General features: G+C 32.2%; 24 protein-coding genes and 2 tRNA genes. 23 read left to right on the forward strand and 3 right to left on the reverse strand.

What is annotated here, in order from left to right:
* Positions 1-1,698 (reverse strand): FAD-dependent oxidoreductase, encoded by a 1,698-nt coding sequence (locus tag TDSAC_RS03570; RefSeq protein ID WP_199919898.1) that lies wholly within the window; start codon positions 1,696-1,698, stop codon positions 1-3.
* A 123-nt stretch (positions 1,699-1,821) separates the two neighbouring features.
* Here TDSAC_RS03570 and TDSAC_RS03575 point away from each other — a divergent pair, with 123 nt between their 5' ends.
* Genes TDSAC_RS03575 through TDSAC_RS03620 form a run of 10 tightly spaced genes read left to right on the forward strand, consistent with a single transcriptional unit; the run spans position 1,822 to position 12,501 of the window.
* A complete protein-coding gene (locus TDSAC_RS03575; RefSeq protein WP_108308917.1) occupies positions 1,822-4,146 on the forward strand; it encodes an endonuclease MutS2 in 2,325 nt (774 codons plus the stop codon).
* Positions 4,130-4,768, forward strand: coding sequence for a hypothetical protein (locus TDSAC_RS03580; protein WP_108308918.1), 639 nt, complete (start codon positions 4,130-4,132; stop codon positions 4,766-4,768). The genes TDSAC_RS03575 and TDSAC_RS03580 overlap by 17 nt, the downstream gene beginning before the upstream one ends.
* Before the next feature lie 60 nt (positions 4,769-4,828).
* Complete coding sequence (gene greA / locus TDSAC_RS03585; protein ID WP_108308919.1) at positions 4,829-5,308, forward strand: transcription elongation factor GreA; 480 nt, start codon at positions 4,829-4,831, stop codon at positions 5,306-5,308.
* Positions 5,295-6,797: a lysine--tRNA ligase gene (gene lysS, locus TDSAC_RS03590; RefSeq protein WP_108308920.1), complete on the forward strand. Its 1,503-nt coding sequence runs from the start codon at positions 5,295-5,297 to the stop codon at positions 6,795-6,797. The genes greA and lysS overlap by 14 nt, the downstream gene beginning before the upstream one ends.
* A gap of 19 nt (positions 6,798-6,816) precedes the next feature.
* On the forward strand, positions 6,817-8,385 hold the full coding sequence (locus TDSAC_RS03595; protein WP_108308921.1) for a R3H domain-containing nucleic acid-binding protein: 1,569 nt from the start codon (positions 6,817-6,819) through the stop codon (positions 8,383-8,385).
* The gene (gene tmk / locus TDSAC_RS03600; protein ID WP_108308922.1) at positions 8,375-9,019 is read left to right on the forward strand and encodes a dTMP kinase; all 645 of its coding nucleotides are present in this window, start codon (positions 8,375-8,377) and stop codon (positions 9,017-9,019) included. The genes TDSAC_RS03595 and tmk overlap by 11 nt, the downstream gene beginning before the upstream one ends.
* The gene (locus tag TDSAC_RS03605; protein WP_108308923.1) at positions 9,001-9,888 is read left to right on the forward strand and encodes a hypothetical protein; all 888 of its coding nucleotides are present in this window, start codon (positions 9,001-9,003) and stop codon (positions 9,886-9,888) included. Before tmk ends, TDSAC_RS03605 begins: the two co-directional genes overlap by 19 nt.
* Entirely contained in the window at positions 9,889-10,695 is an 807-nt protein-coding gene (locus TDSAC_RS03610) for a PSP1 domain-containing protein (protein ID WP_108308924.1), read from the forward strand.
* A complete protein-coding gene (locus TDSAC_RS03615; protein ID WP_108308925.1) occupies positions 10,682-11,419 on the forward strand; it encodes a M48 family metallopeptidase in 738 nt (245 codons plus the stop codon). The genes TDSAC_RS03610 and TDSAC_RS03615 overlap by 14 nt, the downstream gene beginning before the upstream one ends.
* Before the next feature lie 29 nt (positions 11,420-11,448).
* On the forward strand, positions 11,449-12,501 hold the full coding sequence (locus tag TDSAC_RS03620) for an SIS domain-containing protein (RefSeq protein ID WP_199919899.1): 1,053 nt from the start codon (positions 11,449-11,451) through the stop codon (positions 12,499-12,501).
* On the opposite strand, the gene TDSAC_RS03625 is transcribed toward TDSAC_RS03620, so the two are convergent.
* Positions 12,464-13,123, reverse strand: coding sequence for an endonuclease III domain-containing protein (locus TDSAC_RS03625; protein ID WP_108308927.1), 660 nt, complete (start codon positions 13,121-13,123; stop codon positions 12,464-12,466). The genes TDSAC_RS03620 and TDSAC_RS03625 overlap by 38 nt on opposite strands.
* A 47-nt stretch (positions 13,124-13,170) precedes the next feature.
* Between TDSAC_RS03625 and TDSAC_RS03630 the strand changes: the two genes are divergently transcribed.
* From TDSAC_RS03630 to TDSAC_RS03685, 12 genes are all read left to right on the forward strand, one after another.
* Positions 13,171-13,261, forward strand: a tRNA-Ser gene (locus TDSAC_RS03630).
* A 224-nt stretch (positions 13,262-13,485) separates the two neighbouring features.
* Positions 13,486-13,572 (forward strand) — tRNA-Leu (locus TDSAC_RS03635).
* 148 nt (positions 13,573-13,720) lie between these two features.
* Positions 13,721-13,927, forward strand: a complete 207-nt coding sequence (locus tag TDSAC_RS03640) for a cold-shock protein (protein ID WP_013756123.1) — start codon at positions 13,721-13,723, stop codon at positions 13,925-13,927.
* A gap of 173 nt (positions 13,928-14,100) precedes the next feature.
* Positions 14,101-14,640: a ribosome hibernation-promoting factor, HPF/YfiA family gene (gene hpf, locus TDSAC_RS03645; protein ID WP_108308928.1), complete on the forward strand. Its 540-nt coding sequence runs from the start codon at positions 14,101-14,103 to the stop codon at positions 14,638-14,640.
* Positions 14,641-14,658: 18 nt separating this feature from the next.
* A complete protein-coding gene (gene secA / locus TDSAC_RS03650; protein WP_108308929.1) occupies positions 14,659-17,175 on the forward strand; it encodes a preprotein translocase subunit SecA in 2,517 nt (838 codons plus the stop codon).
* A protein-coding gene (prfB, locus tag TDSAC_RS03655) for a peptide chain release factor 2 (RefSeq protein ID WP_234405757.1) occupies positions 17,172-18,264 on the forward strand; the annotation gives its coding sequence in 2 pieces (ribosomal slippage) (positions 17,172-17,231 and positions 17,233-18,264; 1,092 coding nt in all). The genes secA and prfB overlap by 4 nt, the downstream gene beginning before the upstream one ends.
* Complete coding sequence (locus TDSAC_RS03660) at positions 18,265-20,190, forward strand: DUF5693 family protein (protein WP_108308930.1); 1,926 nt, start codon at positions 18,265-18,267, stop codon at positions 20,188-20,190.
* Positions 20,187-20,849: a (d)CMP kinase gene (gene cmk / locus TDSAC_RS03665; protein ID WP_108308931.1), complete on the forward strand. Its 663-nt coding sequence runs from the start codon at positions 20,187-20,189 to the stop codon at positions 20,847-20,849. The genes TDSAC_RS03660 and cmk overlap by 4 nt, the downstream gene beginning before the upstream one ends.
* An 18-nt stretch (positions 20,850-20,867) precedes the next feature.
* A complete protein-coding gene (locus TDSAC_RS03670) occupies positions 20,868-21,716 on the forward strand; it encodes a transketolase (protein WP_108308932.1) in 849 nt (282 codons plus the stop codon).
* Positions 21,713-22,636 carry a transketolase family protein gene (locus tag TDSAC_RS03675; RefSeq protein ID WP_108308933.1) on the forward strand — a complete coding sequence of 308 codons (924 nt, stop codon included), beginning with the start codon at positions 21,713-21,715 and terminating at the stop codon, positions 22,634-22,636. Before TDSAC_RS03670 ends, TDSAC_RS03675 begins: the two co-directional genes overlap by 4 nt.
* Positions 22,633-23,328 (forward strand): cell division ATP-binding protein FtsE, encoded by a 696-nt coding sequence (gene ftsE, locus TDSAC_RS03680; RefSeq protein ID WP_108308934.1) that lies wholly within the window; start codon positions 22,633-22,635, stop codon positions 23,326-23,328. Before TDSAC_RS03675 ends, ftsE begins: the two co-directional genes overlap by 4 nt.
* Positions 23,321-24,217 (forward strand): cell division protein FtsX, encoded by an 897-nt coding sequence (locus TDSAC_RS03685; protein WP_108308935.1) that lies wholly within the window; start codon positions 23,321-23,323, stop codon positions 24,215-24,217. Before ftsE ends, TDSAC_RS03685 begins: the two co-directional genes overlap by 8 nt.
* On the opposite strand, the gene TDSAC_RS03690 is transcribed toward TDSAC_RS03685, so the two are convergent.
* Positions 24,214-24,852, reverse strand: coding sequence for a uracil-DNA glycosylase (locus TDSAC_RS03690; protein ID WP_108308936.1), 639 nt, complete (start codon positions 24,850-24,852; stop codon positions 24,214-24,216). The two genes, TDSAC_RS03685 and TDSAC_RS03690, sit on opposite strands and share 4 nt — an antisense overlap.
* 172 nt (positions 24,853-25,024) lie before the next feature.
* Here TDSAC_RS03690 and TDSAC_RS03695 point away from each other — a divergent pair, with 172 nt between their 5' ends.
* Positions 25,025-25,474, forward strand: a complete 450-nt coding sequence (locus tag TDSAC_RS03695) for a methyltransferase family protein (protein WP_150130287.1) — start codon at positions 25,025-25,027, stop codon at positions 25,472-25,474.
* Positions 25,475-25,477 lie beyond the last annotated feature (3 nt).

The raw sequence follows: 25,477 nt of genomic DNA on the forward strand, positions 1-25,477 counted from the left end.
TTAGTAAAAACCGCTAACGCCTGCTTCCAGGTTATAGATTTCTTTAAATCCTTTATTTTTCAGCATTACTGATGCCTGGTATGATCTTGAACCTGTTCCACAGAATATAATAATTTTTTTATTTTTGATATATTCTAAATCAGAATTATATAAATAATCAATAGGTATATTAATGGCGTTCTTAAATGGTGAAGGAACCCTTTTAAATTCATCTTCTGACCTTACATCTAATAATACTACGTTTTCCATATTATTATCTTTTTCAAACATTTCTTTTACTTCTTCGAACGAAATTCCTTTATACATATTGTTCTTTTTGTTTTCATATATTTGAAAGCCTTGGACCAGAATGTCTACAGAATTTGAAAATGGAGGCGAATAGGATAAATCTAAGTTTAAAACTTTATTATGAGGAATTTTATTTTGAATGATTGTCGCAGCAACATCAATTGTTTTATCTACACTGGCTTTTTTACCAATACATTGAGCTCCGATTAAATTGTCAGTATTTTTATCAAAAATTAGTTTGATATTTATTTTATTACTTTCAGTCATATAATGTGGTTTATCGAAGCCGGAATAATAAACTGTTTCAAAATTAATATTCAAATCCTTTGCCTCTTTTTCGCTCAAGCCGGTTCTAGCAATATTGAAGTCTAATATTTTAACAATTGCAGTACCAATCGCCCCATCAAAGGCTTGAGAGTTGTTTTTTATAATGTTATTTGCAACAAGTCTTCCCAGTCTATTAGCATAAGTTGCCATTGGTGCGTAAAAGGTTTTGTTTGTTAATAAATTTTTTATTTCTATACAGTCACCAACTGCATAAATATCTGGATTTGAGGTTTGTAAAAACTCATTTGTAACTATTGAGCCTCTTGCTGAGATTTCTAGTCCAGCTTTTTTTGCTATTTCTGTGTTTGGTCTTACTCCCGAGCAAATGAGAAACATATCTGCATTCACTTCTCTTTTTTCAGAAATGGCTTTAATTGTTTTTTTATTTTCTGAGACAAATTTTACTATTTTTTCACCTGTATATATTTCTATTCCACTATTGAACATTTGTTTTTTTAAATATAATCCTATTTCTTTGTCTATAAGTGTAGCAAGTGGCCAATCAAAGATTTCAAAGAGTGAAACATCTATGTTTGAATTGAAAAGTGATGAGGCAACTTCACATCCAATTAAGCCAGAGCCCAAAATACAAACGCTATTAACTTCATTCTCTTCTAAATATGACTTAATTTTTATGACATCTGATGGAGACTTAAGTGTAAATAGGTTTTTATCTTCAATTGAAAGTCCTTCTATAGGAGGTACAATGGCTTGTGAACCGGTGGATATTACAAGTTTATTGTATTGAAATTTAAATTTTTCATTACTAGCATTATTTAAAGCGAGAACAGTTTTTGATTTTGGATCAATTTCGGTAACTAAGTAATTTAGCAGTAAATCTATGTTAGCATAATTCTTGAAATAATTTTTATCTCTTAAAGATCCAAATGATGTCTTTTGTAGGTCATTAAAGTCTTTAACTAATCCTTCCAAATAAAACGGCATTCCGCAGGCAGCAAATGAAGGATAAGTTCCCTTATCAATTACTAAAATCCTCTGGTTAAAATCTAGCCTTTTTAGTCTCATTGCAGTTTTGAGTCCTGCTGGCCCAGCTCCGATAACGATTACATTAAATTTATCCAAGTTCATGCCTCCTAAAAAATTACTTGATATAAATATTTTATTACAATTTTTTAGTTTTATTACAAATTTTTAATTTTACAACTTTTTTACTTTGTTTAAGCAAATTAAATTATAATATATTTTATGTCATTTAAATTTGATGCTGAAGATTTAGATTATAAAGATGTTCTAAAAAACATTTGCAAAAAAGCACTTTTGCCTTTTGTTATAGAAAGTATTTTAAATATTAAACCTCTAGAATTTTTTGAACTAAAAACAAGGCAAAAATGCATAGATGATGCAATTAATGTTATTTGGAAATACTCTGATCCTAGAGAAAGGCTACAGGACATTGCGATTGATTCACTTATTAATTATAAAAATCACCTTCCTTTTTCCTTTAAAAACTATTTTGGACTGTTACTCTTTTTAAGAGCAGTTAGTTCAATTAGAGAATTTTTTTTGAAAACAGAACTTACTTCTAATTTTTTTTATGATTGTTCGTTAAAGCTAAATTTTCCACAAAAATTTTTTAATCTTCTTGTAAATATTTTTGATGATGAAGGTAATATAAAGGATAGTGCAAGTGAAAAATTAGGCGAAATAAGAAAAAGCATAAAAAAACTTGAAAAGGAACTTAATGGTTTACTTAATGACTATGTTAGAGGTGAAAACAAAAAGTATTTCCAAGAAAGTATTGTTTTAGAAAGAAATGGTTTTTATTTACTACCTGTAAAAATTGAATACTTGGATAAGATTCCGGGAACAATTAGGGATACTTCAGCTTCAGGACTTACAGCATATGTTGAGCCGTATATTTGTGCACAGATAGTTAGTAAGATTAGATTGAAAAAGGAAGAAGAAATAAACGAATTAAAGTCAATACTAATAAGTCTTGATAAAAATTTTTCTGAATATAGAGTATTAATTCAGGAATGTATTAATTTTTACGAAACTGTAGACTTTTTTTTCTCTTTAGGAAAATATGCTAAAGAAAATAATTGTGTAAAGCCAGAGTTTGTTGATGAAATGGTAATTGATTTTAAAAATACAAAACATCCTCTCCTAAGTAACCCAGTGGGTCAGGATTTTTTTCTAAACGAAAATTTAAGAGGTTTTATATTAACTGGAGCAAATGGAGGAGGCAAATCTGTTGCTTTAAAGAACCTTGGTTTGAACGTGTTTTTAGCTCTAAGTGGACTTTTTGTACACGCAAGTAGTGCAAAAATTGGTCCTTTTAAGGGGTTATATTCAGATTTATGTGATATCCAGGATTTAAGTTTGGGTTTTAGTTCCTTCACCTATCATATAAACAGATTAAAACATTTTTTAGAGAATGACCTAACAGATTCGATAATTTTAATGGACGAACTTGGTAGTGACACAGATCCTAAAGAGGGTTATGCTCTGGCAAAGTCAATTATTAAATATCTTTTAAAAAAGGGCGCATTTGTTTGTATAACTACTCATATTGCCGAATTAAAAATAACAAATATTGAAGGTTTTCATATAGCCATAGGTGCAATGGAGTATGATAAGAATTCAAATCTCCCCACTTATAGACTTTTGTGGAATTCTGTAGGCAATAGTCATGCTTTAGATGTAGCAAAGAAAATGGGTTTACCTTCGGAAATTATTTCTGATGCAAAAAAATATCTTCTTAGCGATCAGGTTTATAATGAAATGATAAAGTTGAGCGAACTTACAGAATTTTATTACAAAAAAATTGAAGATTTGAACGATAAAGAAAGATCTTTAGAGAAAGAAAAAAATTTTTTAGAGAAGAAATTTAATCAACTTGAAAGTGCTATGAAAGAGCAGTATGAAGAAAAGATATCTCAATTGAATAAAATTTTGTCTTCTGTAGATTTGGTTGCTAAAGAATTGAAAAGAAATTTGAATCAACCAAAAAAAGATTTAGTGCTAGAAAGTTTAAAGAAATGGGAAGAATTGAGTAGCCTAATTAATGATGAAATTTTAAAAAAGGGAGAGAATCCTAAAGATAATATAGAGATAAATATTGGCGATTATGTTAATATATCAACAATGAATATATCAGGAAGGGTAGTAAAAAAACAAGGAAGAAGGAGTTTAGTACAAACAGAAAAATCTAAAATCTGGATTAATAATTCTTTGTTAACTTTTGAGAGGGATGAGTCTGATAAAAAGCTTGAAAGAGAACGTATTAATACTTTTAATGTCTTGAATAACTTGAAGAGTGTTGGTTCTAATTTTGAGATTAGTGTTAGAGGCTTGAGGGCTGAAGAAGCAATACAAAAGGTTGAAAAATTTATAGATAAATCATTGATTTCCAATATTCCTTATGTGAGAATTGTACATGGCAAAGGAGAAGGCATATTAAGAAAAATTATTCATGAAATATTGGAAAAACATCCACAAGTTAAAAGTTTTAACTTAGCCGATCCTCATGAAGGAGGTGCAGGAGTTACAATTGTGCATTTTAAATAAATTATTTTTTAGAAAAATCTATATTTTGTTGTTTTTATTTCTTATAATAATACCAACAAGTGCTTTTGCTGATGATTTAATATTCACGCCTTCTCCTTGGCAGCTGGCAAAGCTTCCTTTGAATAGCAGTCTTAACCTGGACTTTTCTTCTGGTGAATTTATTCCAGGCCAGCAAAACTCAATACAAAGAGTTTCAATTATTGTATTGAGCAATGATAATCCATTCTGGGATTCGGATAAGGCAGCTGTTTATCTTACAGAGGGTGAAAAAGAAAGATATTATTCTCCAATTCCTGGTAACTTTTTTGGTCCCCCAGAATCAAGATGGTTTTTTATTACCTTTTCAAGGTTGGCTTCATTTAGTAGTTGTACCGTGAAAGTAATTTTGAAGGGCGCAATTGTGCCAACGGCTAATCTATATTTTTATACTAGCAATGGAATTTATAAAAATACAAAAATAGGTTTTGGATATTATGACACTGTTAGCTATACTTTTAAATTAGGGCAGCCAGGGGATAGTATTACTTTAGTAATTTTGAATTCACCATCAGATTCAGGTCCTAATATGGTATCTAACTGGAGATCTTTGGATTATAAAATAGAAGTTTCAGGAAATCCCTAGTGTTTACAATATTCATTCTAGTAACTATAATACATAGGAATTTTAGTACAGGAGGGTCATATGAAAGAAATAATTAATTTGACTCAAGAAGGTTACGATAGATTAAAAAACGAACTCGAATATCTTAGGGATGTTAAATTAAAAGAAATATCTGAAAGGATTCAAGAAGCAAAAGACTTTGCAGAAGATTTTGGTAACCTTGAATATGAAGAGGCAAAGAGCGAACAAGCTATGGTTCTTGCAAGAATTAATGAATTAGAAGCTCAGCTTTCCAATGCAAGAATAATTGATAAAGATAAAATAGAAATATCAAGAGTTGGCATAGGTTGTAAAGTCATAGTAAAGGATCTTAACAAAAAAATTATAAAGGAATATACTATTTTAGAACCTATTGAAGCAGATCCTGTAAATGGAAAGATATCCTTTCAATCTCCAGTAGGAAAAGCTTTATTTGGGAAACAGGTAGGAGATGAAGTCACTGTTCACACTCCAGGTGGTCAAACAATAAAATTAAAGGTGGTAAGCATTGAAAGGGCATGATGAAGAATCTTTTTTAATTGGCAACGACTTAGAAGACGAATGCTATAGGCAAAGACTTGCAAAAATAAATGCACTAAGGGATATGAAAATTGACCCATATCCAGTTGAGTCTAATTTTGTTGACTATATTTCAAATATAAAGAATAGATTTGAAGAAAATAAGTTATCTAAAACAGAAGAAGTAATAGTAGTTGGACGACTCTTTTCTAAAAGGCTTCACGGGAAGATGAGTTTTGCTGATATAATAGATTTTAGTGGGAAAATCCAAATACAATTAAAAAAGGATGTTTTAGGTGATCAGTATGATCTTTTTAAAAATTATATTGATATAGGAGATTTTGTTCAGGTTTCCGGTAATCTTTTTAGAACTAAAACAGGTGAAATTACTGTTTTAGTTAAAAAGTTGAAAATATTGTCGAAGTCCTTAAGGACTTTGCCAGAAAAATGGCATGGCTTAAAAAACGTTGAGTTAAGATATAGATTCAGGTATTTGGATCTCATATCTAACCCAAAAACAAGAGATGTTTTTGTAAAAAGAAGTAAGATAATAAGTTATATTAGAAAGTTTTTTGAAGAGAGAGGTTTTCTGGAAGTTGAAACTCCAATGCTACACATAATACCGGGAGGCGCATCTGCAAAACCTTTTGTAACTTATCATAACGTTTTAGAGAAAAATTTGTTTTTGAGAATTGCTCCAGAATTATACTTGAAAAGACTCTTGATTGGTAATTTTCATAAAATTTTTGAAATAAATAGATCTTTCAGAAACGAAGGAGTTTCTGTTAAGCACAATCCAGAGTTTACAATGTTAGAAGCCTATCAGGCTTATTCTGATTTGAAGGATATGATGTCCCTTGCAGAGGAGCTTTTATCTTATCTTTGTCAAAACATTTTGGGTACTACAGATATTGTTTATCAGGGGAAAACTTACAGTTTTAAGCCCCCTTTGAGAAGACTTGATTTTGACGAATCAATCAAAGAATATGTTGGATTAACTGAGGATCAGCTAAAAGATAAAGCTTTTTTGCAATCCTTTGTAAAGGATTTAGGATGCCAATTTAGCAAGGAATGGGGGCTTGGAAAATTAAAACTTGAAATATTTGAACATCTTGTAGAGAAGAAAATTGAAGAACCTACCTTTGTAATTGGTTATCCGGCAGAAGTTTCTCCACTGGCAAAAAAAGATCCATTGAACCCAGAAAAGGCTCACAGATTTGAGCTGATTGTAGCTGGCAGGGAAATAGGAAATGCTCATAGCGAATTAAACGATCCGATTTATCAAAAAAATATGTTTTTAGAACAGGCAAGATTGAAAGAAATTGGGGATGAAGAAGCTCAAAGTATGGATGATGATTTTATTTTTGCACTTGAGCATGGCATGCCACCTGCAGGCGGTCTGGGTTTGGGGATTGATAGAATAGTTATGCTCTTGACCGATTCTCCTTCGATAAGGGATGTTATATTTTTTCCCCATTTAAAACCAAATTAATTATGGAAGGTGAATTTATTTGGGATTTGATGAAACTATTGACGATTTAAGATGTCTTATTGACATCTTACCAGATGATTTTAAGTATCCAATATTAGAGCTCAAGAATCTAAACGATATTGTAGAAATTGTCCTGGATCTAGGTAGGTATCCTGAAGTAAGATTTTCAGAAGATGCATTTGAAATAACTACTAAACAGGTAACAAGAGAAGATTTGCAAAACGTGGTAAATAAAGTTGGCGTTTTTTCAGGGGATAATAGGGCAGGTATAGAAAGAACATTGCACAGAATTTCGTGTATTAGAAACAGATCTGGAGAGATTGTCGGTCTAACGCTCAGAGTAGGTAGGGCTGTTTTTGGTACTATAGATATAATAAAGGATATAGTAGAAAGCAAAGAAAATATACTTTTGATGGGTCCACCTGGTATTGGTAAAACTACAAAATTGAGAGAAATTGCCAGGGTTTTGTCTGTAGATATGAAAAGAAGGGTAATTGTAATAGATACCTCTAACGAAATAGGTGGAGACGGAGATATACCTCATCCTGCAATAGGAAAATCAAGAAGAATGCAGGTACCAACCCCTGAGAAACAGCATGCTGTTATGATTGAAGCTGTGGAAAATCACATGCCACAAGTCATTATAGTAGATGAAATAGGCACAGAATTAGAAGCTCAGGCGGCAAGAACTATAGCGGAAAGAGGAGTTCAACTTATTGCAACTGCTCATGGCAACAGTTTGGTAAATCTAATTATGAATCCAACTTTAAGTGACCTTGTAGGAGGGGTTCAAGTAGTAACTTTATCAGATGAAGAAGCTAAGAGAAGAAGAACACAAAAGACAATACAAGAAAGGAAAACCCAACCAACTTTTAATGTAGTTATAGAACTTATAGATAGGGAAAAGATGGTGATCCACAAAAACGTGGATAAAGTTGTAGATCAGCTATTAAAGGGTGAACAAATAACACCAGAAGTACGTTCAAAATCTAGCAATGGGGAAATAATAGTTGAAGAACACCGTATGGAGTTAAAAGAGGATAGATTTGAAAACAAAAATTCTTATTATAATAATAATTTTGAAGCAAGAAAGAGTTCTGAGGTAAACGTTTGTAAAGAATTTTTGAATATATTTTCATTTGGGGTTAGTAAAGATATTTTAGAAAGAGTATCAAAGGAGTTAAGAGTTTCAACAAATATAGTAAAGGATTTAAACGTTGCTGATGTTGTTATAACCTTAAAAGGTTTTTTGAAGTCAAGAGGTAAATTCTTTGATGAAGTTGAAGGAAAAAATCTTCCTGTATACGTTATGAGGAGCAATACCATAACACAAGCGAGAAAGGTTTTGTCGGAGATTGTACAGCTTAAACCAGTTAGTTTTGAAGATATGGATTTTGAAAAATTTGAAGCTTTAAGGGAAGCGGAAGAAGCTATTAAAAAAGTTTTAAGAGATAAAGTTTCAGTCGAATTAAGTCCCAGAAATGCTTATTTCAGAAGACTTCAACATCAACTGGTAGAAAAATACAATCTTTTTTCAGAAAGTCTGGATGAAGAACCCAGGAGAAGAGTGAAGATCTTTGCAAAATAATAAAAAGGGTTTATTTATTACTTTTGAAGGAATTGAAAAGTGTGGTAAAACTACACAGTCAAGATTGCTCTATGAAAAACTGCTATCCTTGGGAGAAGAAGTAGCATATTTTAAGGATCCAGGTGTTACAAAAGTGGGAGAGAATTTTAGGGATATTTTGCTATATGGCAAAAATATTTCTGTTGAAACAGAGGTTTTATTATTTGCTGCTTGTAGGGCTCAGCTGGTAAATGAGTGCATTATTCCAGCGCTAAAGGAAGACAAAATTATTATTTGCGATAGGTTTTCCGACTCTACCTTTGCATATCAAGGTTATGGAAGAAACGTTAATTTATCATTTTTGGAAAATCTTGATAAATATGCGACAAAAGGGTTAAAGCCTGATGTCACATTTCTCTTTGACTTCTCTTTCTTTGAAGCAAAGGAGAGGGTTCTGGATAGTAAAGATAGAATGGAAACTGAAAGTGTAGATTTTCATAACAGGGTAAGGATAGGATATCTTATGCTTGCTTCTATGGAACCTGATAGGTTTTGTATTTTGCATCCAAAATTGAGTAAGGAAAAACTTCATGAAATTATTCTAAAAAAGGTTTTAGAGAGAAAGACTGAAAGAAGATGTTTGAAAAAAGATTAGAACAATTAGATAGACTTTTCGACAAAGTTAAAGAATTAGAGCTAAAGTCATTTGTAGTATGGGGCCCAAAGGGTTGTTTTAAAAAACAAATAGTGCTTAGGCTTTTAGAGAAGATTTATGGTTATAAATTTGATTCATTATACGAGAACAAACCAAACTTTTTTTCATTTGTTTTTGGCAAGCAGGTTGGAAATGAATTATTGTCTGATAGGGAATTTTTAAGAGAAATATTGAACGATGTATTGTGGCAGAAGCGAATTAATAATGAAATTATTACAGTTTATGTAGAATTTGGAAACGATCCTCAAAGAATGAGAGATATTGTTGAAGTACCAGATTTTTTTTTAAAAATAGTAGAAGAGCCGCCCGAGAATACTTATTTTATTTTTTTGTCTGATTTTCAAATCATATCCACTTTACGGTCTCGATGTATTGAGATCTATGCACCTTTGTTTTCTGATGAAGAAAGTGCAGAATTACTTGTAAGTTTGGATAAAAACCTTGAAAATGACGAAGAATTTGCGAATTTAGTTTATGGATGTCCTGGATTACTTTCTGATAAAGATGAAGCAACGTTAAAAGACATAAAAGAAAAAGTTAAATTAATGAAAGGCTTTATTAAATCAGAAAAATTTGGTAATCAAAGCTATCTGTTTGATAATATTTATAAAGATGTAGAGCCTTATCTTTCTATATTCTTTTTTAAATCACAGTTACTTAACTTATTTAAAAAAAGAGAAATAGATTTTGACAAATATCTAAGTATTTTAAATAGAATAAAAATAGCAAATGAATTTTATTTGAACAGAGTTAGTCCTTCATCGATATTTTTGATCACTAATTTTTTGTTGGATTCGAAGGAGATTTGAATGAACTATTATTATGTTAAGGTATTACCATTAAGGAGATTTGGTTATTTTTCGTCAGAAGAAATATTTTCAAAGGGTGATTGTGTTGTAGTTGAAGGAAATTTTGGAATTGAGATGGGAATTGTCGACTCCATTGTTGAAGGAGCTTTTGAAAATATTGAGAAAGTTAAAAGGATTATAAAATTAGCTAGCAAGGAAGATATTAGCGGAATACAAGAAAGAGAAGAAAAAGCCAAAGAGATTCTTTCTCTTTCAAAGGAGCTTGCGAGAGAACTAAAACTAGAAATGAAATTTCTTAAGGCTGCATATAATACTGACGGTTCTAAGGTTACGATTTACTTTACTGCAGATGGAAGAATTGATTTTAGAGAATTAATTAAAGAAATTACAAAAAGGGTAAAAAAAACAAGGGTTGAACTATTTCAGGTTGGTTCTAGAGATGCAGTAAAGCTACTTGGAGCTATCGGAAGTTGTGGCAGAGAGGTTTGTTGTACTACTTTTTTGGATGAGATTGATACCATTTCAGTGAAAATGGTTAAGGATCAAGGGCTTCAATTAAACCCTACTAAAATATCTGGCGTATGTGGAAGACTCTTATGTTGTATGGCATATGAATATCCCTTTTATGCTTCTTGCAAATCTCGTTTTCCGAACATAGATGATTTAATTAAGACTTCAAGAGGTATTGGAAGAGTTATTGAAAATAGATATCTAAAAGATTCGTTTGTTGTGATGTATGAAGATGGTTTAAAGGAAGAAATTTCTATAGATCAATGGCGCAATAAAAAGGACAATGAAAAGGCGTAGTTTCTTAATTATTTTTTTTGGCATAGCTTCTTCTCTGGTTTTTCCTGAGGAAGCAAATGCTTCTTTGATTTCCACACAGGAAGAAATAAAAATTGGGAGGGACGCTTCTAAAAGTTTTGAAAAGAAATATGGATTGTACAACGATCAATATTGGAATCAAAAGGTATCTGAAATAGGTTCACGACTTGTAGCTGTTTGCGATAGAAAGGATTTGCCATATAGTTTTAAAATTGTTAATATAAACCAAGTAAACGCTGTTTCTTTTCCGGGTGGATTTATTTATGTATATAAGGGATTGTTAAACTTTGTTAAATCAGATGATGAGCTTGCATGTGTATTAGGTCACGAAATTGGCCACGTTTGTAGAAGACATGTTGTTAAAAATATTGAAAAAGAATTTTATGCGGATTTATTGTTGCAAATTTTTTTTGCGAGAAGTTCTTCTTTAACTAAATATATAGCAAGGCTGACAGAAAACTTAGTGATGCTAGGATATAGTCGCGAAGAGGAGTATGAGGCAGATCATTATGGGGCGATTTATGCGTATAGGGCTGGGTATAACCCCTGTGCGATGATTACCTTTATGGAAAGGTTGAAAACTTTGGAAAAAAATAGCTTTGGCAAAGCTTATGAAATTTTTTCTGACCATCCTGCTACAGAAGAGAGGATAAAACGTCTACAGGAATTAGATAAAGAATTAGGGGTGCAATGCAATGTGGTGTAAATGAGTTTATTTTCAGGAGGGAAAGAATTATGGATAAGAGTGTAATGGACAAATACGTTTCTAACATTGCATATCATATGAAAGATTTTTATAAAGATTTAACCTTTTATAAAGATGGCAAAATAGATTTACCTGAAATAGAGAACTTGATTTTTTTGGGAATTGGTGGATCCGCAATTTCTCCAAAAATCTTTACTGAGATTATGAACACTAATAAAAAAGCTTACTTTTTTTCTGCTTTAAGTGGACATGAGATTTTACCAGATCCATCGAAGAGCTTTGTTATGGCTTTTAGTTACTCCGGAAATACTGTTGAAACGTTAAAAAGTATTGAATTAATTGCAAAAGATGGATTTAAGGGAATTGGGGTTTCATCTGGTGGCAAGATTGTTGATCTGTGTAAGGATTTGAACTGGCAACATATTTCAGTACCTAAAGATAGAGCTCCAAGAGCTGCTATGCCTTTTACTCTCTCAATTTTATTTAAATTAGCCCTTTCCAAGAAATGGACTGAATATAATGAAGGTGATTTCTGGAATGACATAATCGAGTTATCGAATAGTAAAAATAATTTTTTGCCTGAAGTTGATTTTGAGGATAATATTTCAAAAAGGATTGCGTATAAGCTTTATTCTAAAAAGAATATTATAATTTGGGGAGTGGAATCGATTAGTAAAAATATAGCCTATAGGTTTAAATCTCAACTAGAGGAGAATGCAAAACAGCTATCTTATTATTCTTATCTACCAGAAGCTTCACATAATCAAATTGTTCCAATCTCACTGGTTAACAATAAAGAAGAGTATATCGTTTTAATATTCAGAATTCCTCAATCTGAATCTATTCTGGTTTCTAATATTATAAGTACTGTTAAAACCTTTTTAAATTCTGAAGGGGTAGAAGTTTTAGAAATATTTGGTTCTGGAAAAAATCACGTTTTGGCAGGACTTGATCTCATATATTCTACTGATTTTGCGAGTTATTATCTTGCACTACTTAAAGGGATAGAGCCTGAGCCAATTGAGCCAATTAGCAGAATGAAGGTTATTTTAAATGATAATCTTCGCAAAGTTCTTTTATAGGACATATTTGACAACTTTGTTTTTTAGCCCTGCAAATATTTCTTCCTAATTCGATTAAATATAGGTGCAGGGCTTTTAATTTTTTCCAATTCTGAACAGATCTTTCTACTTCAATTTGTATATCCTTTTTGGAAATCCTTTTATTTTTAATCTTCTGGATAATTCTTAAGATATGCGTATCAACAGGAAAGGCGCATTTGTGTAAACCAAACAATATTGCGCAGGAAACGGTCTTTAAGCCTATTCCGTCAATGTCAAGAAAAACTTCTATAATTTCAGAAACTTCCTTTTTTCTAAAATTATTTTCAATATCTAAATAATTTTTGCTAAGTAGGAATTTTTTACTCAATAAATATAAGGTTTTCGTCTTTTGATTGTTTAAACCAGCTATCTTTATAGAATTCTTAATTTTGTCATAAAATTCAACCTTTGAAAGATTTTGCAATTCATTATTTATGACTTTTATTAGGTTTTTGTAGGCTTGTATGGAATTTGTATCTGTAGTATTCTGGGAAAGTATTGCTTTAATCAGCTCATGAAAAAAATCTTCGTCTTTTCTTTCTATTTTTCCAAAATAGTCTTCTAATTTACTTAGTAAATTCTCATAAAAATTTTCTTTCATTAAGTTATCACCTTCTTTCTAAAAAGTATGATACAATATTCTAAACTGGAGGGGTGTCCGAGCGGTTTAAGGAGCCGGTCTTGAAAATCGGTGTCCCCTTTATTGGGGCCGTGGGTTCGAATCCCACCCCCTCCGCCATTTTTATTTTTAAATAAATGATCTAGGTATTTTTTGTTAATGTTAAATATTATAAGTGAAATAGCAATTTTCTTAACATTAAATAGTACTCTCTTTAAAGTTTATGGGTGTCAGTTTATAGTGACAAAGTTGCTGCCTTCTTAAAGGACAATATCACTGTCCGTTAAAAAAATCACATTAAATAGTTGACTTTATAAGATTTTATATTTATACTAATAAAAAGTGCCGAGGTGGCGGAATGGCAGACGCGCTAGTTTGAGGGGCTAGTGAACGCTTCGTTCGTCAGGGTTCAAGTCCCTGTCTCGGCACCAAGGGCTTGCCTGCAATTTACTATTGGGTGGGTTCTTAAAGGGAGGTGAACTTTGCTCTAGGTTTCTTGATCTAAAGAGAAGAAGAGTTAGGTAGAAGAGAATAGAAAAAAAATTAAACTTTTGAAAGGGTTTTAGGAGGTTATTTATCATGTTTTTAGGAAAAGTAAAGTGGTTTAACAATGAAAAGGGTTATGGATTTATTTCAAAGGATGACGGGAGCGGCGATGTCTTTGTCCATTATAGTGCAATCCAGGGCAAAGGGTTCAGAACCTTAGAGCAAGGTCAAGCTGTTCAGTTTGAAATTGTAGATGGTCCAAAAGGACCACAGGCATCTAACGTTACCAAGGTATCATAAATAAGATATTATTGTCCTTAAAATAATAATTTTTTAATAGTTAAACTTTTCAAAAGCCCCGGGGAGGGGCTTTTGTTTTCTTAATTTAATATTCTGTATAAAACATAAAAACAATTATAAAAAGCTTTATAAGTACTAAATATTATTAAAATTAAGTTTATAGGAGGATAAATATGCAAATAGTCGTAAAAGATAAGGGTGTAAATTTATCAGAAGATCTTAAGAATTATACTACAAACAAGATATCAAAATTAGAAAAATTTTTCAAAAAAATAATTGAAGTCCAGGTTGTTCTTTCTAAAACAAGCGCTAAAAAAAATAAGCAAATTTTTTCGGCGGAAGTTACAATTTTTGCGGCTGGTTCAACAATTAGGGCTCAAGAGAGATCGGAAGATTTAAGGACAGCAATAGATTTGGTTTATGATAAACTGGAAAGACAAATTTCTAAGTATAAGGAAAAGCTTGTGCAAAGGCACAGGAATTTGATGAATGAAAACTTCTTAGTACAAAAAGGTGAAGAAGTAGTGCATGAAAATAAAATAGTTAAAACAAAAAGGTTTCCTTTAAAGCCAATTACACCAGAAGAGGCTATAATAGATATGGAACTATTGGGTCATAATTTTTATGTTTTTATTAATTCTCAAACTATGGATACAAACGTAGTTTATAGAAGAAATGAAGGTGGATACGGTTTAATTGAGCCAGAAAAATAAATTTTTTGAGGAATATAAATGTTTAATAAGCTTTTAAGTAAAATTCTTGGTTCTAGTAAAGAAAATGAATTAAAGAAATATTATGAAATTGTTGCAACTATTAATAATAAAGAAGAAGAAATAAAGAAATTAACTAGGGAAGATTTTCTACAGATAACTAATAATTATAGAGAAGCGCTAAAAGAGTACAAAGAGAAAGATTTCCCAAATGAAATTCTTATTAATTCATTTGCAATGGTAAGAGAAGCATCTCTAAGAACTTTAGGGCTCAGGCACTTTGACGTTCAACTTATTGGTGGTTTGGTACTAAATGACGGCAAGATTGCTGAAATGGCTACGGGTGAAGGCAAAACCCTTGCTGCTACAACTGCTGCTTATCTTAATGCGTTGAGTGGGAAAGGCGTTCATATTGTTACAGTCAATGACTATCTTGCAAAAAGAGATGCTGAGTGGATGAAACCTGTTTACGAATATTTAGGAGTTTCTGTAGGGTATTTACAAAATAATTTCGATAATGAAAAGAGAAAAGCTGCATATAATTGCGATATAACATATGGCGTGAACCATGAATTTGGTTTTGACTATCTAAGAGATAATATGGCTTTATCTGTGGCTGATCAGGTTCAGAGAGGTTTGAATTATGCAATTGTTGACGAAGTAGACAGCATTCTAATCGATGAGGCCAGGACCCCTCTTATCATATCTGGAAGAGCTGCTCAAAAAACAGAGCTGTATAATAGGCTCAATCCTATAGCTCTCAGACTGAAGCCTGAAGAGGATTTTACACCTGATGAGAAGACTAAAACTCTTTCTTTGACTGAAGTTGGAGTTGCTAAAGCTGAGAAATTATTGGGAATAGATAATCTTTTTGACGTTAAGTACATTGATGTGCTTCACGTTCTTACTCAATTATTAAGAGCTCATCACCTGTTTAAAAGAGAAAAAGATTATGTGGTCAAAGATGGAGAGGTAATTATTGTAGATGAGTTTACCGGAAGGCTTATGCATGGGAGGAGATATTCTGATGGATTGCATCAGGCTATTGAGGCAAAGGAACACGTAAGGGTTAGAGAAGAAACACAGACTATAGCTACCATTACTATTCAAAACTATTTTAGATCTTATGCAAAATTGGCAGGTATGACAGGTACTGCAAAAACGGATGAGGCTGAGTTTATAAAGATCTACAACTTGATGGTAGTAGAGATTCCAACGAACAAACCTGTAATTAGAGTCGATTTTCCTGATGTAATATATAAAAATGAAGAAGCAAAATTGAGAGCCTTGATAAGGGAAATTCAAGAATGTTTTGAAAGAGGTCAGCCAGTTTTGGTTGGCACAACATCTATTGAGAAATCAGAAAAACTTAGCCTGCTTTTAAAGAAAAAGGGAATACCTCATCATGTGTTGAATGCAAAGTATCATGAAAAAGAAGCAGAAATAATTTCACATGCTGGTGAAAAGAAATCAGTAACTATTGCTACAAATATGGCTGGTAGAGGTGTGGATATTGTAATTGATGATGAGGTAAGACAACTTGGAGGACTTCATGTAATAGGCACATCAAGACATGAAAGCAGGAGAATTGATAATCAGTTAAGAGGTCGAGCAGGTAGACAGGGAGATCCTGGTTCATCTAGATTTTATCTATCCTTAGATGACGATCTCTTGAGATTGTTTGGTTCTGATAGGCTTGTTGCTTTGATGGACAAGCTGAACATAGATGAAAACGAGCCAATTGAACATAAATGGGTTACAAAAGCCGTAGAAAATGCACAGAAAAAAGTAGAAGAAAACAACTTTGCAATAAGAAAACAACTAATTGAGTATGACGATGTTTTAAATAGACAAAGAGAATATATATATTCTGAAAGGCAAAAACTTTTAACCCGTGATGATTGTAAGGACATAATTGTTGGTTGGATAGAGCAAATTGTTGAAAAGTATGTAGATGAATCGTTTCCGAAAAAAACAATTAATGAAGAAGGCTTGTCAGTTCTTAAAGAATCTCTTCAAGAAATAATAAAACTAGATGATGACGCTTTTGATAGCTGTAAGGACATAACTGAATTAAAAAGTAAGCTTAAATTAGTTTTGAAAGAAAAATATAGTCTTAGAGAGTCGGAGCTCGGTTCAGAATTATTGAGGTCTTTAGAGAAATATATAGCTTTAAGAATTATAGATGAAAAGTGGATGGAATATTTACAAGATAATGATTCTTTGAGAGAAGGTATAGGACTTAGGGCTTACGGTCAAAAAGATCCTCTTGTGGAATATAAGATAGAAGCATCGAAATTGTTTCAGGAAACTGCTACTCTTATAAAAAAAGATACTCTAAAATTTTTGTTCAACGTAATTGTTGAAAAAAAGGAAGATTTGAGTGATAAAAAAGAGGCTCCCCAAGGGAAAACCAATATAAACAATGCTAACAATAACCAAAAAAATAATAAAAAGAAAAAGATTGGCAGAAATGATCCTTGTCCTTGTGGTAGCGGAAAAAAATATAAACATTGTTGTGGAAGGAATGAAACATGATAGAGTACGACATTAATTCTTTGAATGAGAGAATCTTAAAAATTCGTGACTGCCTTTGACCTGGACAACAAGATAAAAAAGTTAGAAAACATAAGAAATGAACTTTCAAATCCTGAAATTTGGCAGGATGTTCAAAAGTCTTCGAATCTAACTCAGTTAGCTGATAGTCTCCAGAAAAGTATTGATGAATGGAATAATTTAAATTCTAGTTTTGAAGATTTTTTGTTTTGGACTGAATTTCAGGGCGAAGATGTAGAAAATGAAATTACTGAAAGCTATAAGAATTTAATTAAAATTCTTGAAGAAATGGAAATTAGAGCCCTTTTGTCCGGAAAATACGATAGTTATAATGCAATGCTTTCTATAAGTGCTGGAGCAGGTGGAGTGGATGCGCAAGATTTTGCAGAAATGCTTCTTAGAATGTATATTCGTTGGGGAGAAAAGAATAAATATTCTGTAGAATTAGTGGATCAAAGTCCTGGCGATGAAGCGGGTATCAGATCTGCTACGATTTTTTTTAAAGGGAAATATTCTTATGGTTTTCTGAAATCTGAGCAAGGCGTTCATAGACTAATAAGGCTTTCTCCTTTTGATTTCAATAACAGAAGACATACATCATTTGTTTTGGTAGAGGTTACTCCACTAATTGAAAACGTTAAAGAAGTTAACGTAAAAAATGAAGATATAAAAATAGAAACCTTTAGGGCTTCTGGGGCTGGTGGTCAACACGTGAACAAAACTGATTCAGCAGTAAGAATTACGCATTTGCCAACAGGAATTGTTGTAACTTGTAGAAATGAAAGGAGTCAATTTCAGAATAAAGAGGCAGCGATGAAAATTCTTATTTCAAGGCTTAATAGCCTTTATGAAGAAAAACAAAAGGATAAGATGAATGAATTCAAGGGCGAAACTGATGCTTCATGGGGAAAACAAATAAGAACCTATGTTATGCATCCATATACAATGGTAAAAGATCATAGAACTAATGTAGAGTTTGGAGATGTTTATGGGGTTTTGGACGGAAATATTGATGAATTTCAAAAAGCTTTTTTGCTTAAAGAATCAAAAGAAAAAAATCAGGGTGATTAGATGACTAATAGAAAACTTCTCTTTCTTACAGGACTCTTTATGCTTGCTGTTTCTGGTTTATTTTCCTTTATCGTTTCTTCGATCAGGTCAGATGTAGAGGTGAAAGCGGACAAACATATATCTATTGTAATTGATTATGAAGGATTTAGGGATTTAGCTGAACTAACTGATTATCCTTTTGATAAGTTTTTGACTGAGCTTAGAAAAGAGGGGGTTACTGCTGTGGCCCTTAAAGAATCCAACCTCAAATCTCTGGTTGAGAGGGGGGAGGTTTTTCTGGTTCATCCAGATGAAAAATCAATTAAGGATGGAATAATATGGGTAGCTGAGTTTAGAGATCCTGAACTTGCTAAGGAAGTATTTGATAAATTAACAAATAAATACAACAGCCTGCTCAAAAAAACTTATTTGAAAGGATCTTCTATATATTCTTCTGATGAAGATTTGCCATCTTTGTATTTTGGTTTCCTTAATAAAGAAATAAATTTTTGTAAGAAGTTAGGCTTTTATATTGTATTAAGACCAATAAACGATTATCGCTTTTACTCTAATAAAGAAGATTTTGAAAGATGGGTAAACCAGTATCCTAAAAATGTGTGGATGATAATTTTTGGTGAAAGAGAGGTTTTAGGATACCCAAACTTTATCAATATTTATGCTAAGATCCTGGAAAAGAATAACATACGCTTTGGTTATGTGGAATTTGCCAAACAAAGAGGCATTGATGAATTAGCTAGGATGATTCCATATCAAGTGTTAAGAGTTCATGCAATTACCAACAATGAAATACCAGGCGCTAACGTCATTTATTCAGATTCCAAATTTGAGTCTGGCAAAAAGATAAAATACTCGGATGCTATCCCTCGTTGGGGAAGGGCTATTAAAGAGAGAAACATAAAGGTACTATATGTAAATCCGTGGGGTGAACCGTTGAAGGGCAATCTTATCAATACGAACTTGGAGTATATAAAAAATATTGTTCAGGAAATAAGGCTTCAAGGATTTGTGCCTGGAAAAGCTCTCTGGAATGCACACGATGAGTTTTATTTTAAACCAATAAGACTTATATGGATTTTTGGCATATTTTTCTGTTTGGGATGTCTTTTGCTTTTAATGTTTTCTGTTAATTTGGATACCCGAAAGATATTAATTTTTTCGTCTGTTCTTTTAATAATAAATGTTTTGTTGTTTATTTTTGGCAAATTTAACTTTATAGCGTGGGAAACTGCTTTGATGAGTTCTACTTTCCCGCCAATATATCTATATAATAGAATCAAAACCTCCAGCTGGATATCCTTTTTGTTGAATTTTATAATGGTATTTTTAATTTCAATTTTGGGAGCTTTGCTGACAAATAATATCTATTTGTCTGCAACTTCCGTTATTGGAATTAATATCTTTCCTTTGATTAAGTTACTTTTAGTTTTACCGATATTACTTTTAGGTTTAAGAATATTTTTTAGGACTATCAATATTAAGGAATATATTAACGAGCTTATGAAGCCGATGAGAAGGGTAGAATTTGCGGCATTAATAGTTTTTTTGATAATTTTGATAATATATGTCTTAAGATCTGGAAATCAAAACCCAATTGGTTTATTGCCTGATGAAGAACATATAAGAATATTTTTAGAAAAAACTCTTTTTGTAAGACCCAGATTTAAAGAATTGATAGGGTATTCGATGCTTATTTTCTCTTTCTATTTGTATAGATTAAAAAATATTAATTTCTTCAAATTTTTCTTTTTGATTTCTTCTGTAGCATTTATATCTCTAACAGATACATTTTTGCACATTCATATTCCAATATATATTAGTATAATTAGATGTTTGGAAGGGCTCTTTTTGGGTTCAGTTTTGGGATTTATTTTTTGTTTTGGACTTAATATCTTATTAAAACTATATAAAACGAGGTTTGATAAATGATAATAGCAATTGATGGTCCTGCTGGAGCTGGTAAAAGCACTGTAGCGCGTGAACTATCAAAGAGATTGAATTACAAGTATTTAGATACTGGAGCAATGTATAGAGCTATTACATTTGAGCTAATAAACAGAAAGTTAGAAGACTCAAAAGATCTGGAAAATATTTTTAAAAAAATAATAGATTCTATTGAGCTAGATTTTGTTGATGGAAATATTGTATTGAACGGAAGAATTTTAACAAAAGAAATAAGAGATCCAATTATAGATAAACATGTTTCGAAAGCGGCTTCGAGTAAAGTAGTGAGATTATTTCTTTTGTCTGAACAGAGGAAATTAGCAACTAATTCACCAAATATTATTTTAGAAGGTCGCGATACAACTACTGTTGTGTGTCCTGATGCTCAAGTAAAAATATTTCTAACGGCTTCACTTGAAGAGAGGGCAAGAAGAAGGTATAAGGAGTTACTTAAAAAAGATATTAAAATTGACTTCGAAGAGGTAAAAAAACAGATTGAGAAAAGAGATGAGTCTGATATGAACAGAGAAATAGGCCCTCTTAAGGTTGCAGAAGATGCAGTAATAATTGATTCAACCGAAAGGGATGTAGAATGGGTTGTTGATAAAATTTTTTCAATTGTTGGAGATAAAAAAAATACCTAAGGTATAATTGATTACAAAATGAAAGGAGAATGGATTTTGGATGACTTGCTATTAAGAGAACGTGCAGTAAATATAAGAGAGTCAATAATTGAAATGATTACTGCTGCAAAATCAGGACATCCAGGTGGTTCGCTTTCTAGTGTAGAAATAATGGTTTCGTTATTTTTTGGTGGGGTTATGAGTTATGATCCTAAAAATCCCCAATTAGAATCGAGAGATAGATTTTTCCTTTCTAAAGGTCATGCTGCTCCAGTTTTGTATTCTACTCTTGCAGAAGCTGGTTATTTTGATAAATCTGGATTAAACACTTTAAGACAACTAAATAGTCCGTTTCAGGGGCATCCAGATATGAGAAAATTGCCAGGAATAGAGGCATCAACAGGTTCTTTAGGGCAGGGTTTATCTATTTCTGTGGGTTGTGCTTTGGGATTAAGGTTAAAGGGTTTAAATTCTCATGTCTTTACTCTGTTAGGAGACGGAGAGTTAGAAGAAGGTCAAATTTGGGAAGCTGCAATGGCAGCAAGCCATTTTAAGTTAGATAATCTGACTGCAATTGTTGATAGAAATAGACTTCAAATAGATGGTTTTACAGAAGAGATAATGTCTTTGGAGCCGTTGACTGATAAATGGCGTGCCTTTGGTTGGAATGTCTTAGAATTAAACGGACACAGCTTTGACGAACTAATACCTGCTCTTAAAAAAGCAAAAAAGAGAGGTGATAAAAAACCTCAAGTAATTATTGCTCATACCATAAAGGGCAAGGGGGTTTCCTTTATGGAAAATGTATGCGATTTTCATGGGAAAGCTCCAAGTGAAGAACAGGCAAAGATAGCATATTCTGAAATAAAAGAGTGTGATGTACAATGAAGGCGACCAGAGAAGCTTATGGAGAAGCGTTATTGGAGTTAGGCAGGTCAAATGATAAGGTAGTAGCTTTAGATGCCGACCTTTCTAAATCTACTAAAACTTCGCTTTTTGCAAAGGAATTTCCTGAGAGATTTTTTAATGTTGGAATAGCTGAGCAAAATTTAATAGGCGTAGCTGCAGGATTATCCCTTGCAGGATTTGTTCCATATGCAAGCACCTTTGCAATATTTGCTACAGGTAGAGCGTGGGAGCAAATTAGAAACACTGTTGCCTATCCATCTTTAAACGTTAAAATATGTGCATCTCATGCAGGAATTACTGTAGGAGAGGATGGGGCATCACACCAATCTATAGAAGACATAGCTTTGATGTCAGTGATTCCTAATATGACAGTATTAGTTCCTGCTGATTCTATAGAAACAAAATCAATGGTTAATTGGGCATATCAGTATAATGGCCCTGTATATATAAGATTGGGGAGAATGGGAGTTCCAGATATTTTGTCTGAGAATTATAATTTCGATACAAAACCGTTTGTTCTAAAAAAGGGGAAAAGAATAGTGATATTTGCTACAGGAATAATGTTGTGGAAGTGTCTTGAAGCAATTGAGCTATTGAAGCCTTATAATGTAGAGCCAACTTTGGTAAATGTTTCTTGTATAAAGCCATTTCCTGAAGAATCTATAATAGAAATAGCAAAAGAGCACGAAATAGTATTTACTGCTGAAGAACACAATGTTATAAACGGACTCGGATCTATGATATCATCAACTCTTTCAAGGAACTATCCAATGAAAGTATACTTTATTGGCATTGATGATAGATTTGGCACATCAGGAAAGCCAAACGATTTATTAAGTTATTATGGTTTGGATGCAAACAGTATAAAAGAGAAATTGTTATTATTAGGATTAAAATGAATCCAGCTATAGTTTTTAAAAACGTTTCAAAGATTTATCACGGTCAAATATATGGTCTGAAAGACATAAATCTTGAAGTAGAAAAGGGGGACTTTGTTTTTGTCACCGGTCATAGTGGGGCCGGAAAATCAACTTTGTTAAAGCTGTTATATAGAGCATTGCTTCCTTCTACTGGTGAGGTTTATGTCAATAACATGAATTTATTAAAATTAAAGCAAAAGGATATTCCGCTGTTTAGGAGAACGCTGGGAGTTGTTTTTCAGGATGTAAAGCTATTGCCAAGGAAAACAGCAATTGAAAACATATCTTTGTGTCTTGAAATGTTAGGCTTATCTGATAGAGAGGTTAAAAAGAGGGCATATAAATCTTTAGAACTTGTTAAATTGAGCTCAAAGTCTAGAGCTTTTCCAAACGAACTTTCAGGAGGGGAGCAACAAAGGCTTGCAATTGCAAGAGCTATATCGTATTATCCAACACTTCTAATTGCAGATGAGCCAACGGGGAATATAGATCTTAAGACTTCATGGGAGATAATGTCTATTTTTGAAAACTTGAATAGAATGGGTATGACGATTTTGATAACAACTCACAATCCAATTATTGTTAGTAAGATGAACAAAAGGGTAGTTCAATTGAAAAATGGTCAGATTGAATCTGATAGTCTCTGGGATAAACCCTTAATTTATGAGTAAATTCAGAATATATTTAAGAGAAGCAATTATTTCTTTGAGTAGGGGTGGGGGGATGGCTATAGCTTCTATTATTTCTATCTCTTTTACAATGATAATATTTGGATTGATTTTAATGCTTTTTTTGTCTTTATTCCAGGCCTCAACCAAGATAGGAGATCAGTTAGAACTACTTGTATTCTTGAAAGATAACGTATCAAGTCAGGATATAAATAGTCTGATTGGAACAATTTCAAATATGGAAGGTGTCTCTTCTGTTGAGTTCGTTTCAAAACACGATGCGTGGGAAAAATTCAAGAAGTATTTTCAAAACAAAATTAATGTTTCTGACATAAAAAACCCTTTACCGGATACTATAAAAGTGAGAGTAAAAAGTCCGGATTACATTGCAGGACTTGCAAAAGTTATATCACAGTTTCCGCAGGTAGATGAGACAAGGTATCCACAACAACTTTTGAATGCTCTGAATGCTCTGGTTCAAAAAATTACTCTTATAGGTTTACTTTTGCTCATTGGTTTTGCTCTTGCATCTCTTGTAGTTATTTCAAGCACTATAAAGGTATCTGTTCTTGCAAGAAGGGAAGAACTTGAAATACTGGAGCTGGTAGGCGCTGAACCGAATTTTATTAGAATGCCGTATATCCTTGAAGGCAGCTTTATAGGCCTTCTTTCTTCGCTTTTAGCAATTTTTTTCTTTATTATTTTATCGATCTTTTTAAGTTTTGCTATAGTAAATACTGCTCCTCCCTGGTCATTTTTCTGGCCATTAGATACGTCTTTGTGGATTCTAATGTGTATGGTTGTTGTAATTGTAGGAACGTTTATAGGTTTTTTGGGAAGCTTAATTTCACTTAAAGACGTTGGAAAATTTTCTGTTACTAAAGACTTTTAACTTTTATTTTCTTCTATAAAATGTTTTACCTTCTGGATATCTTTCCATGTTAGCCATCGTGGAGACCCAACGCTTCTACTGGCATTCCTGAGCAAATAAGAGGGGTGAAACATTGGTATGTAATATCTATTGTCCTGTAATATTATTTCGCCTCTAATTTTTGTAATGGAAGAAAAATTTTTTAAAATTGTTTTACATGCAACTGCACCCAATAAAATTATTATTTTTGGATCTAAGATTTTTATTTGAGCATCTAAGAAAGGTCGGCACTGTTCAATTTCTTCTGGGAATGGATTCCTATTGCCTGGAGGTCTACATTTCACAACATTTGTAATATATATTTCGTCTCTGTTTAGGCCCACAGATTCAAAAATTTTAGTTAATAGTTGACCTGCTTTTCCTACGAAGGGCCGTCCTTGTATGTCTTCTGTTTCTCCCGGTCCCTCACCAATAACCATAATTTCAGGATTCATAGGCCCCTCTCCAAAGACAACATTTTTGCGAGTTTCACTTAATTTACATCTCTTGCACGTTTTTGTTTCAATTAATATATCACTAAGTTCTAGTTTGCTTAAGTTTTCTTTTTGGTTATTTTCTTGCTCTTCAAGATTATCAAACAAACTGGGTATATACAAGATATTTCCTCCAGATTTAAAATTTTAAGTCAAACTATATAAATTATATGTTAAAATAACAAACCATGAAACAAAGAAAGGATTGATTTAGATTATAAAATTTCTTGTTAAAAAAAGAACAAAACTTTTGTATTTGCTTTTTGTTTTAATAATTTTTTTGTCACGTCCAACAATGGTATCTTTGATCGCAGGAGCTATTTTTTCAATTTTAGGTTTGTTACTAAGAGCATGGGCTGCTGCAACTATAAATAAAGTAAAAGTTCTTTCTACTGATGGTCCATATTCTTTAGTAAGAAATCCACTTTATCTGGGGAGTTTTCTGGCTGGTTCTGGGGTAATGATATCAAGTGGAAGTTTTTTCTTGCTTGTTATATTTGTTATTGGTTTTTTGTTTATACATTTTCACAAAATGAAAGAAGAGGAAGAAGAACTTTATAGAGAACATAAAGAAAAATTTCTTGAATATAAAGAAAGAGTTCCTGCTTTTTTACCAAACTTTTTAAATTTTAAAATGGCTCCTATTTCTTTCAAAAGATATATGGCAAATAACGAATACAGAGCACCTTTAACAGTGATAGCTATATATATATTTTTAATTTTGAAATATATATTTTTTAATTAGGGA

The sequence above is a fragment of the Thermodesulfobium acidiphilum genome (assembly GCF_003057965.1).
GTDB lineage: Bacteria > Thermodesulfobiota > Thermodesulfobiia > Thermodesulfobiales > Thermodesulfobiaceae > Thermodesulfobium > Thermodesulfobium acidiphilum.